Source organism: Aquabacterium sp. (assembly GCF_041909175.1).
Taxonomy (GTDB): Bacteria; Pseudomonadota; Gammaproteobacteria; order Burkholderiales; family Burkholderiaceae_C; genus Aquabacterium.
Genome location: NZ_JAYRDZ010000002.1, coordinates 100,659 through 112,172 on the forward strand (window position 1 = coordinate 100,659; position 11,514 = coordinate 112,172).

Genomic DNA, 11,514 nt, shown 5'->3' on the forward strand with positions numbered 1-11,514 from the left:
ATGACGAACGCAGACCCTCAAGAACTGGCGAAATTCAGCGAACTGGCCCACCGCTGGTGGGACCCCGAGAGCGAATTCCGCCCCCTGCACCAGATCAACCCCCTGCGCCTGGACTGGATCGACCAGCTTGCGTCCATCCAGGGCAAGCGTGTGGTCGACGTGGGATGTGGCGGTGGCATCCTGGCTGAATCGATGGCGCGCCGAGGCGCCCATGTGCTTGGCATTGACCTGGCCGACCGCCCCTTGAAGGTGGCCCAACTGCACGCCATGGAAGGCGGCGTAGCCAACCTGGAATACCGCAGCGTGGCCGCCGAGGCCCTGGCGGCAGAACAGCCTGGACAGTTTGACGTCGTGACCTGTATGGAAATGCTGGAACACGTCCCTGATCCCGCTTCGGTCATCCAGGCCTGTACCGACATGGTCAAACCAGGCGGCTGGGTGTTTTTCTCGACGCTCAACCGCAACCCCAAATCTTTCCTGCTGGCCATCGTCGGGGCCGAATATGTGCTCAAGCTGCTGCCGAAAGGCACACATGACTACGCACGCTTCATCACGCCAGCCGAACTCAATCGCTGGATCCGCGAGTCCGGTCTGGACACCTTCCAGATGAAGGGGCTCGAGTACAACCCGCTGACCCGCATCTACAAGCTGTCGTCAGACACCAGCGTCAACTACCTGGTGGCTTGCCGCAAGGCCGCCGCATGAGCGGCCGACACGCCTGGGCCCAGCCCATCCGGGCCGTGTTGTTCGATCTGGACGGCACCCTGGCCGACACCGCAGGAGACCTGGGTGCGGCACTCAACACCCTGCGCGTGGCAAGGGGGCTGGAACCATTGCCCCTGGCCACGCTGCGGCCACATGCATCAGCCGGGGCGCGTGGTCTGATCGGAGTGGGCCTCGACATCCACCCTGGTGACGATGAATTCGAGCCGTTGCGGCAAGCCTTTCTGGATGCCTACATGGCCTGCCTTGCCGATTCGACCTGCCTTTTCGACGGCATGGCCGAGCTCCTGCTGCGTCTGGAAGCTGCCAACATGCCCTGGGGCGTGGTCACCAACAAACCCCATCGCTTCACACTGCCTGTGATGGCTGGCCTGCAGCTGCAAGCGCGCGCTGCCACCATCATCAGCGGCGACAGCACGGCCCACGCCAAGCCCCACCCCTTGCCACTGCTCACTGCCTGCGAGCAGGCCGGTATCGCAGCATCTGCGACGCTGTATGTGGGCGACGACCTGCGAGACATCCAGGCCGCACAGGCAGCCGGCATGCCCAGTGCTGTTGCCGGCTGGGGCTATCTGGGTGGCGACACACCGGTGCCCGACTGGGGGGCGGACATCATCTGCCCCCACCCCATGGACATCTGGTCTGCCGTTCAGGCCGAGCGGCCGTAGTTGTCCTGGAAGCGGACGATGTCGTCCTCACCGAGGTAGCTGCCTGACTGCACCTCGATGATCTCCAGCGGAATGGTGCCCGGGTTGATCAAACGGTGCACCGTACCCAGCGGAATATAGGTCGACTGGTTCTCGGACAAGAGCACCACCTTGTCACCCACCGTGACTTCAGCCGTTCCACTCACGACAATCCAGTGCTCGGCACGGTGGTGGTGCATCTGCAGGCTCAGCGAAGCCTTGGGCTTGACCATGATGCGCTTGACCTGAAACCGCGCGCCAGCATCGATCGAGTCATACCAGCCCCAGGGCCGGTGTACACGGCGATGCAGCGAGCCCTCGGTACGTTCGTGCTCGGACAACTTCGAGACAATTTTCTTGACGTCCTGACTGCGACTGCGATCGGCCACCAGCACCGCATCCGGGGTTTCGACCACCACCACATTGTCCAGACCGACTGCGGCCACCAGGCGGCTGTTGGCATGCACCAGGGTGTTGTGGCTGTCCTGAATCAGGGCATCACCTTGCTGGGCATTGCCGTTTTCATCGTGCGGCAACACCTGCCATACGGCATCCCATGCGCCCAGATCAGACCAACCGGCGTCCAGCGGCACCATGCGCACCTTGAAGCCGCTTTCCGGGTGAGTAGGGCACTGCTCCATCACGGCGTAGTCCACCGACTCGGAAGGCACAGCCGCAAACTCGGCCTTGCCTGGGCGCACAAAGCTGGCATCGGTCGTCCGTACATCGAAGGCCTGCTGCGTTGCCTTGGCGATATCAGGCCGGAAATGCCCCAATGCAGCCAGCCAACGCGAGGCCCGCATCACGAACATGCCGCTGTTCCAGTAGTAGCACCCTTCATCGAGATAACGTTGCGCCGTCGCCAGATCAGGCTTTTCGACAAACGCCTCAACACCGCGGGCGCCGTCGGCAGCCGCATCACCCACACGGATGTAACCAAACCCCGTTTCCGGGCGATCCGGCGTGATCCCCAGGATCACGATGTCGCCTTCTGCCGCGCAACGGACCGCTGCCTGCAAGGCTGCTGTGTAAGCTGCCTGGTTGACGACCGTCTGATCAGCTGGTGTCACCACCAGAATTGGGTCGCTGTCGCCAACCATCGCCTGCAAGGCAGCCAGCGCAACGGCCGGAGCGGTGTTGCGCCCTACGGGCTCCAGCAGCAGTGAAGACGGTTCACCCTTGACTTCACGCAACTGGTCCAGCACGAGAAAACGATGCTCTTCATTGCCCACCACACAGGGGCTGGCCACCTCGATATCGTCCGCCACCAGCGCTTGCAAACGCAAATGGGCTTGCTGGAACAGGCTCTGATTACCCTCCAGCACCAGAAACTGTTTCGGATACAGCGCACGTGACAGCGGCCACAGGCGGGTGCCGGAGCCACCGGCCATGATCACGGGCAGCAGGTTCAGTTTCATGACAGTCTTCATCCCTCAAAACCATTTGGATTCGTTGATTGCCAGCGCCAGGAATCGACACACATGTCGTCCAGCCCTCGCGCGGCGCGCCAACCCATCGTCTCCCACGCGTGGGTGGGGTCGGCATAGCAGGCATCGATGTCGCCCGGACGGCGCGGCGCGAACACGACCGGGATATCGCGACCACTGGCTCGCCCATAAGCCTGCGCCAACTCCAGCACGCTGTAGCCCTGCCCGGTGCCGAGATTGACGGTCAGCGACTGCTGTTGGTCGGCCAGATAGCGCAAGGCGGCCACATGGCCTTCAGCCAGATCACAGACATGGATGTAATCGCGCACCCCTGTGCCATCCGGTGTGTCGTAATCGTTGCCAAACACATTCAGGTGAGGCCGCTTGCCTGCGGCCACCTGGGCCACGTAGGGCATCAGGTTATTGGGAATGCCGCGAGGGTCTTCGCCGATGAGGCCACTGGCATGGGCCCCTACCGGGTTGAAATAGCGCAGGTAGGCGATGTGCCAACTGGTATCGCAGCGCTCCAGCTCTCGCAAAATCTCCTCGCCCATGAGCTTGGTCTGCCCATAGGGGTTGGTCACACGCAGCGCAGCGCGCTCGGTGATGGGCAAGCTGTCTGGCTTGCCATAAACCGTGGCAGAAGAACTGAACACCAGGTTGTGGACCCCATGGCGCTTCATGGCCTGACATACCGCCAGCAGACCACCCAGGTTGTTTTCGAAATAGTCCAGCGGACGCTCGACCGACTCGCCCACAGCCTTGAGGGCAGCAAAGTGCACCACCGCCTGTATGCCGCCAAAACGCGAGCGCCCCAGCTCGAAGCAGCGATCCAGCGCGACCGCATCCCGGACATCCCCCTCGACCAGCACGGGCTCCAGCCCACCAATCTGCGCCAGACGAGCCAGCACCTTGGGTGAACTGTTAACGAAGTTGTCGATGCCGATGACGTCAAACCCTGCCTGCTGCAAGGCCAGCCAGGTGTGTGACCCAATATAACCGGTTGCGCCGGTCAGAAGGATGCAAGCCATGGAAAACTACCTCGTCAATCGATCGTGAAGCTGGCGTTGCAGCTGAATTGATGGCCGTCGTAAGCGATACGCGGCGAGATGTCTGCAGTCTGCTTGTATTGCTCGGCACTGCAACCAAACGCCAGTGCCCGGGAATATTGGTAATCACCTGACAGGCGCAGATTGATGTAATGACTTTGCGTAGGCCCATCCACATCGCCCGCCAAGACACCGCTCTGCGTCCGCTTGACATCGTATTGATACCAGCCAGCCGCCAGCGACAAGCCCAACTTGGCAGTGGGTTCCCAACGTGCAGAGCCATAAACCGAGGTTGTCACCGTGTTGAGCGCTGTGTCGAGCAGCCCACCAATCTGGTAGACCCGTGTGCTGGTCTGGGTGCTGTCGCTGTCGGTCGTACGCGCTACCTGAACGGTGTAACGCATGTGCCCCCGCGGCGTGAAGTTCCAGTTCAACCGGCCAGTCAAACCATTGAACTTCGCGTCGGCATCTGAGCGGTAGCTGTTGCGCGTCAAGCTCAGCACACCCGCAAACGAGCTGAAGCCCGTGACTTGCCAATTGGCGGACAAATCAAGACTGCGCTGATCCACACGCTCGGATTCGCCGCCAATGATGTAATCCGGGTAATCGGACACTGCCTTGCTGACACCCACCCCGAAATTCAGCATATCGGTCGTGGCGTAGACCACCCTCATGCCCATAGAGCGTTGATCACGGTTTTTGTAGGCCTGCGTCGACAGTGAATAGTCGAGTTTGCCAGCGCCGACATTGACCAAGGCATACAGCCGCCCTGCCACCCCATAACGCAGGTTGAGCCCGACATTGCGGTCAGAAACGTTGTTCTTCACCACACGCTGCGCGGTGGGGTTGTCCTGGTTCGGGTTCAGATATTCCGAAGCATTGCCGTTGACGTCCACCTGCCAATTCGCAGCAATCCCCGACGAGAAAGCCCCAGAAATGTCGTAATTAGACCCATTCAACTGCTCGCCAAAATGGGCGTAGCGCGCGAGGCCATAGCGCGCAGCCGCCTGATAGGTCTGCCGCCCAAAGGACTTGTCGAGTTTCAGTTGCAGATTCGTCTGGGAAATGGTCTCGCTGTCACTGGCCGCATTCTTGGAGAAGTTGGAGTCATAGGTGACACTCTGACTGACCGTCAAAGACAGGGGGTCTGCCAGAGCCGAACCGCACAGCACGGTCAACCCACCAGATGCAAGGGCAAACTGATGGCATATGAACCCAACCGTCTTCCGCATCAGTCTTCCTCTCTTTTGAATGGTTTTCGGGCACGCCAGCTTCGTCAATACGCATTGCGGTCAAAAACCATCAAGCGAACAGTTCGAATGATGATCTGCAGGTCCAGACCCAAAGACCAATTGCGCAAGTACTCCAGATCGTATTCAACACGGGCTTGCATCTTGTCGATGGTCTCGGTTTCCCCACGATAACCATTGACCTGCGCCCAACCAGTGATGCCGGGGCGGACCTTGTGTCGCACCATGTAGGCCTTGATCAACTGTCGGTACTCTTCATTGTGGGCAACGGCGTGCGGGCGAGGCCCCACGATACTCATGCGGCCTTGCAAGACATTGATGAACTGAGGCAATTCGTCCAGCGATGTCTTGCGAATGAACGCCCCAAACGGGGTGATGCGGCTGTCGCCCTTGATGGCTTGCTTCACCACAGCCCCGTTGTCCTGTGTACGCATGGAGCGGAACTTGTAAACGAGGATTTCCTCGCCATCCAAGCCATTGCGCTTCTGCCTGAAGATGATGGGCCCCGGCGAACTGAGCTTCACGCCGATGGCCACAGCCAGCAAAATAGGGGAAATCAGGACCAGAATGACGCTGGCCAGGACAATATCCGACAGACGTTTGACCAGCTCATTCGTGCCCGTAAAGGGTGTTTCACAAATGCCCACGACGGGCACGCCGTTGATGTCCTGCAGTCGGCCCTGAATGATGCTGATACCGAAAACATCCGGCACGAAATAGAGTGATGCTGTCGTTCCTTGCACGGCATCCAGCAACTCCACAATGCGCGGTTGTGACCCGAGCGGAAGCGTGATGTACACCTCGTGTATACCGTGTGCATAAACATAATTGGCGACGTCCCGCAAACCACCCAGGCGCTTGCTCTGCGCCTCCGGAATCACGCGAGCATCGGTCCGATCTTCAAAATAACCGACAAACTCCGTCCCCCCATCCGGATTGGTTTCCAGGGCACGCGCCACTTTTCCCCCTAGAGGACTGGCACCCACCACAATGGCACGCCGACGGGCATGCGCCTGCGACGCCCGATGCTGCAGGATGGACTTGCCAGCCAGCACCACCAACCATTGCAGAGCCGGCGTCACGATGGCCCAACATGCCATGACACGAAAGGCAAAGAAACCCAAGCTGCTTGTGGCATAGCCACATAACCAAAGAATCAACAACATGGCCACCCAGGAGGTGGTGATGTCAACTGCGGCCTCCAGCCGAGAATCAAAAAACCTGTTACGCCCCGGGAAGGTCAAGGCAAACACAAGCAAACACAAAGCCATCACGGCCCGCTCGACCGGCTCATCAAAATAAGCCATGGTGCCCAGCAAGGACAACACCGAGATCATGGGCTCCAGAAAGGCCGCCACGAAAGACGTCACAGACTGGGGGGCGCTGAAGAATGTTCTGTTGTAGTTGCGGTTATTAAACATGTACATCTGGGGCAGGCTTCCCCGCCCCGAAAACGACAGCCACCTTCGACAAGTTGCACAACCCAACTGGGGCATACACAGATGCGGCCAACATGGTCAACGACCATGCATAAAGTCTGCCAACGATTGTGTATGAATTTTCGTGACAAGACAGCCCGTACCCGCCCCCGGTTGATGGGGTAACTGTAACCAACTGACCACAGCTGCAAGCCACCTACAATCGAGGGCATGGCACAGAACCCTCTCTCCTGGATCGGCCCGGTCGCCCTGCCGCGCCTGACTTTGCTGCTCAACCACATCGTGTCGAGCGAACCCGCCGCCATGGCGCGACTCAAGCCTCATGCGGGCCGCGTCATCGACATCCGCTGGACGTCGTCCTTCGTGCCGCCATTCGCAGCATTCCTGGCACCCGGCAGCACCAGCCAGGATTGGGCACCGCCACCGATGCGCCTGGCGATCACGCCAGCCGGCCTGTTTGAACAACAGGACGCCGAGGTCCCCAGCGACGCCACGGGCCTGACCCTGACCGTGCACCTGAGCGCGCCCTGGACCGTCGTGCGCCGAGCCCTGCAAGGCGAGCGTCCGGAAGTCAGCATCGAAGGCGATGCCGCACTGGCTGAAGCTGCGTCCTGGCTTATGAGCAACCTGCGCTGGGATCTCGAAGATGACCTGGCCCGCTGGCTGGGCAACACGCCGACCCAGATGCTGCGCACCATCGGTGAGAGCATCAAGCAAGCCATCTTGCGCTGGCGCCCTGACAGCCGTCGGGCCCACACGCCCGACAGCCCGCTCTGACACCTGACAGGACCCCAGATGCGAGCCCTGTTCATTGGCCTGATCTTTCTGCGATACGGCCTGGATGCCCTGGCCCTGGACAGCCTCCGCCGGCCTGGCCTGCGTTTGCTGTCCCGCATCATTTCGACCGGGCGCAAACTGCATGCGCCGCGCGGCGAGCGCCTGCGAGAAGCCCTGGAGCAACTGGGGCCCATTTTCGTCAAGTTCGGACAGATGCTGTCCACACGCAGGGACCTGCTGCCGCCCGATGTCGCCGACGAGCTGGCCAAACTGCAGGACCGCGTCCCGCCATTCCCCGGCGAGGAATCCATCCAGCTGGTTGAAAAGGCCTTGGGCAAGTCCATCGCCGAGGTATTCAGCCAGTTTGACGCCCAACCCATTGCCAGCGCCTCCATCGCCCAGGTTCACTTTGCGGTGTTGCACGATGGGCGCGAAGTGGCCGTCAAGGTGCTGCGCCCTGGCATGCTGCGTGTCATCGATGACGACCTGGCCTTGATGCGCCGGCTCGCCCGCTGGGTGGAGCGGCTGTCGGAAGATGGTCGCCGGCTCAAGCCCATCGAAGTGGTGGCCGAGTTCGACAAATACCTGCACGATGAGCTCGACCTGGTTCGCGAAGCGGCGAATGCGGCTCAATTGCGGCGCAATATGGCCGGGCTGGACCTGGTACTGGTGCCCGAGATGATCTGGGACTACTGCACCCCCACCGTCATGGTGATGGAGCGCATGAAAGGCGTCCCCATCAGCCAGATGGGCCGCCTGCGCGAAGCGGGTGTCGACATCAAGAAGCTCGCGCGCGATGGCGTCACCATCTTTTTCACCCAGGTATTCCGCGATGGTTTCTTCCATGCGGACATGCACCCCGGCAACATCCAGGTCAGCCTGGACCCCCGCACCTTCGGGCGCTACGTGGCGCTTGATTTCGGCATCATCGGCACCCTGACCGAGGTCGACAAGGAATACCTGGCGCAAAACTTCATCGCCTTCTTCCGCCGCGACTACAAGCGGGTAGCCGAACTCCACATCGAAAGCGGCTGGGTTCCCCCTGCTACCCGTGTGGACGAACTCGAAGGCGCGGTGCGCACCGTGTGTGAACCCTACTTCGACCGTCCGCTCAAGGAAATTTCCCTGGGACAGGTGTTGTTGCGCCTGTTTCAGATTTCGCGCCGCTTCAATGTCGAGATCCAGCCCCAACTGGTGCTGCTGCAGAAAACCCTGCTCAATGTGGAAGGACTGGGGCGGCAACTGGACCCCGAGCTCGATTTGTGGAGCACGGCCAAGCCCTTCCTGGAGCGCTGGATGAACGAGCAGGTGGGCTGGCGCGCCCTGCTGGAACAGTTGCGTCGCGAAGCCCCCCGCTACGCGAAGCTGCTACCCGAGTTGCCGCGCCTGGTGCACCACAACCTGAAGACCAGTGACAGTGGCCTGCGACGCGATCTGGCCCTGATGCTCAGAGAACAGCGCCGCACCAACAGCACGCTGTCGGCCATGCTGTGGGTCATCCTGGGCTTCATCATGGGTCTCATGGTGGCGCAATTCCTGCTGCGACTGCACGCCTACGGCGTCATCTGACGCGCCCAAAGCGCATTACACTGCGCGCCATTTCCCGCCCACCGTTCCTCGGCCTGTCAGTGAAAGGTTTTTGCCGACATGAACACCACCCTGCTCGCGTTCGTCATCCTGTATCTCCTCGGGACGATGGCCATCGGGATATACGCCGGCACGCGCATCCACAACACCACGGACTTTGCCGTGGCCGGGCGCAGCCTGCCGCTGGCGATGGTGATCACCACCACCTTTGCCACCTGGTTTGGTGCTGAAACCGTGATGGGCATCCCGGCGCGCTTTGCCGAAGGCGGCTTGAATGCCATCGTGGAAGACCCATTCGGTGCATCCATGTGCCTGGTGCTGGTAGGCGCGTTCTTCGCCGCGCGCCTTTACAAGATGAGTCTGCTGACCATCGGTGACTTTTACCGCCATCGATTCGGCAAAGGTGTCGAAATCTTCTGCTCCGTCGCTGTGATCCTCAGCTACCTCGGCTGGGTAGCCGCCCAGATCACGGCGCTGGGCCTGGTGTTCTCGGTACTGTCCGGCGGAGCGATCAGCGCCGCGACCGGCATGATCATCGGGACCACGCTGGTGCTGATCTACGTGATGATCGGCGGGATGCTGGCCGTGGCCTGGACCGATTTCATCCAGATGATCGTGCTGGTGGCCGGACTGAGTTTCATCGCCATCATGGCGGGTGGTCAGGCGGGCGGCGCAGACAAGGTGCTGGTGCTGGCCCAGGAAAAGAACTGGTTCCAGTTTTTCCCGGCAGAGTCCACCCCATCGAACTGGATCGGCTTCATTGCCGCAGGTCTGACCATGCTGCTGGGCTCCATCCCGCAACAGGACGTGTTTCAGCGCGTGATGTCCGCCAAGGACGCTGCCACCGCGCGCAAAGGCGCCATGATTGGCGGCTTCTGCTACCTGGGTTTTGCCTTCGTGCCCATGTTCATCGTGGCCTCGGCACTGATCATCATGCCGGAACAGACCCAGGAGCTGTTGGCCAATGACCCGCAGAAAGTACTGCCCACCCTGATCCTGACCAAGATGCCGCTGGTGGCGCAGATCTTCTTCTTCGGCGCCCTGGTGTCGGCCATCAAGTCGACCTCGTCGGCCACCCTGTTGGCCCCCTCGACCAGCTTCGTTGAAAACATCCTGAAGAACCTTCGCCCCGGCATGAGCGACAAGCAGATGCTGCGGGCCTTGCGGATCACCATCCTGATCTTCACGGCACTGGTGCTGACCTACGCCATCAAGATGCAGGGCACCACCATCTATGAGCTGGTGTCATCGGCCTACCAGGTGACCCTGGTGGGTGCATTCATCCCCCTGAGCTTTGGTCTTTACTGGCGACGCGCCACCACACAGGGTGCCGTGGCCTCGATCGTCCTGGGCATTGGTGTCTGGGCCGCATTCCTGATCGAACCGACCTGGGGCGAAGCCTTCCCGGGCCAGTTGGCTGGACTGCTGGCAGCCATCGTCGGCATGATCGGCGGCTCGCTGGCGCCACAATTCATGACCGACCATCGCACCCACCTTGAGCACATGGCTTGACAGCTCGCCGTAAAATGCGGGTTTTACTGGACATTCCGAGGATTTTGCGATGCCGATCTACGCATACCGCTGTGAGTCTTGCGGTCACGCCAAAGACGTTTTGCAAAAGATGTCCGATGCTCCGCTGACCACCTGCCCGGCCTGTGGAGCCGAGACATTCAAGAAGCAACTCACCGCAGCAGGGTTCCAACTCAAGGGTTCGGGCTGGTACGCCACCGACTTCCGTGGTGGAAGCGGCGGGACCAGCGCACCGGCCACCGGTCCGGCCGGTGAGGCCTCACCTGCCGACTCCAGCTCTTCGTCGGGTAGCGACAGCGGCTCGGGCACACCCCCATGCGGCTCGTCCTGCGCCTGTCACTGACCTCCACCCACACCGATTCAATCGGGCCGGAACGGCCTGAAGCAAGGCGTTGACGTGAAAAAATACCTTCTGACCGGGCTGCTTGCATGGCTGCCTCTGGCCATCACCATCTGGGTACTGATGAGCGTCCTGGGGGCGCTCGACAGTGTCTTCTCCTGGGTGCTGATTGCCGTGCAGACCGTCCTGCCCAAGGAGGTCGGCGCCTCGCTGGATGCCTTGCGCCATGTTCCCGGCCTGGGCGTGGTGATCGTGGCCGTGGCACTGCTGCTCACAGGCCTGGCAGTGACCAATTTCGTTGGTCAATGGATCGTCAAACAGTCCAACCGACTGATTTCGCACATCCCCATCGTCAAGAGCATCTACACCTCGGTCAAGCAGGTGTCTGACACCCTGTTTTCCAGCAGCGGCCAGGCTTTTCGCCAGGCTGTGCTGGTTCAGTACCCACGTGCCGGTTCCTGGACCATCGCTTTTGTCACGGGCAAGCCCAGCGGTGAGGTGGCTGCAGGCCTGCCTGACGACATGCTCACCGTTTATGTGCCGACCACCCCCAACCCGACTTCCGGCTTCATGCTGATGGTGCCGCGCGCCGAGGTGGTTGAACTGCACATGTCTGTGGACGAAGCCCTGAAGTACATCATTTCCATGGGCGTGGTGGCCCCGCCCACCTCGCCTGCATCCCATTCCTGAACGACAATGGAGGGTT

The 11,514-nt window shown here is 60.9% G+C and carries 11 protein-coding genes; 7 read left to right on the forward strand and 4 right to left on the reverse strand.

The window, feature by feature from the left end:
- Both ubiG and ACE3PH_RS03080 read left to right on the forward strand, forming a co-directional pair.
- A complete protein-coding gene (gene ubiG, locus ACE3PH_RS03075; RefSeq protein WP_374316418.1) occupies positions 1-705 on the forward strand; it encodes a bifunctional 2-polyprenyl-6-hydroxyphenol methylase/3-demethylubiquinol 3-O-methyltransferase UbiG in 705 nt (234 codons plus the stop codon).
- On the forward strand, positions 702-1,391 hold the full coding sequence (locus tag ACE3PH_RS03080) for an HAD-IA family hydrolase (RefSeq protein ID WP_374316420.1): 690 nt from the start codon (positions 702-704) through the stop codon (positions 1,389-1,391). The genes ubiG and ACE3PH_RS03080 overlap by 4 nt, the downstream gene beginning before the upstream one ends.
- On the opposite strand, the gene ACE3PH_RS03085 is transcribed toward ACE3PH_RS03080, so the two are convergent.
- Genes ACE3PH_RS03085 through ACE3PH_RS03100 form a run of 4 tightly spaced genes read right to left on the reverse strand, consistent with a single transcriptional unit; the run spans position 1,373 to position 6,556 of the window.
- Positions 1,373-2,827: a mannose-1-phosphate guanylyltransferase/mannose-6-phosphate isomerase gene (locus tag ACE3PH_RS03085; RefSeq protein WP_374316422.1), complete on the reverse strand. Its 1,455-nt coding sequence runs from the start codon at positions 2,825-2,827 to the stop codon at positions 1,373-1,375. The genes ACE3PH_RS03080 and ACE3PH_RS03085 overlap by 19 nt on opposite strands.
- An 8-nt stretch (positions 2,828-2,835) precedes the next feature.
- On the reverse strand, positions 2,836-3,867 hold the full coding sequence (gene galE, locus ACE3PH_RS03090; RefSeq protein WP_374316424.1) for a UDP-glucose 4-epimerase GalE: 1,032 nt from the start codon (positions 3,865-3,867) through the stop codon (positions 2,836-2,838).
- 14 nt (positions 3,868-3,881) lie between these two features.
- Positions 3,882-5,117 (reverse strand): hypothetical protein, encoded by a 1,236-nt coding sequence (locus ACE3PH_RS03095; RefSeq protein ID WP_374316426.1) that lies wholly within the window; start codon positions 5,115-5,117, stop codon positions 3,882-3,884.
- A gap of 44 nt (positions 5,118-5,161) precedes the next feature.
- Positions 5,162-6,556 (reverse strand): undecaprenyl-phosphate glucose phosphotransferase, encoded by a 1,395-nt coding sequence (locus ACE3PH_RS03100; protein ID WP_374316428.1) that lies wholly within the window; start codon positions 6,554-6,556, stop codon positions 5,162-5,164.
- A 228-nt stretch (positions 6,557-6,784) separates the two neighbouring features.
- Between ACE3PH_RS03100 and ACE3PH_RS03105 the strand changes: the two genes are divergently transcribed.
- The 5 genes from ACE3PH_RS03105 (at position 6,785) to ACE3PH_RS03125 (ending at position 11,498) form a co-directional block, all read left to right on the forward strand.
- Positions 6,785-7,351 (forward strand): hypothetical protein, encoded by a 567-nt coding sequence (locus ACE3PH_RS03105; protein ID WP_374316430.1) that lies wholly within the window; start codon positions 6,785-6,787, stop codon positions 7,349-7,351.
- An 18-nt stretch (positions 7,352-7,369) separates the two neighbouring features.
- Complete coding sequence (ubiB, locus tag ACE3PH_RS03110) at positions 7,370-8,920, forward strand: ubiquinone biosynthesis regulatory protein kinase UbiB (protein ID WP_374316432.1); 1,551 nt, start codon at positions 7,370-7,372, stop codon at positions 8,918-8,920.
- A 78-nt stretch (positions 8,921-8,998) separates the two neighbouring features.
- Positions 8,999-10,450: a sodium:solute symporter family protein gene (locus ACE3PH_RS03115; protein WP_374316434.1), complete on the forward strand. Its 1,452-nt coding sequence runs from the start codon at positions 8,999-9,001 to the stop codon at positions 10,448-10,450.
- Between the two features lie 49 nt (positions 10,451-10,499).
- Positions 10,500-10,811, forward strand: a complete 312-nt coding sequence (locus ACE3PH_RS03120) for an FmdB family zinc ribbon protein (RefSeq protein WP_374316436.1) — start codon at positions 10,500-10,502, stop codon at positions 10,809-10,811.
- Positions 10,812-10,865: 54 nt separating this feature from the next.
- Positions 10,866-11,498, forward strand: coding sequence for a DUF502 domain-containing protein (locus tag ACE3PH_RS03125; RefSeq protein ID WP_374316438.1), 633 nt, complete (start codon positions 10,866-10,868; stop codon positions 11,496-11,498).
- Positions 11,499-11,514: the final 16 nt, after the last annotated feature.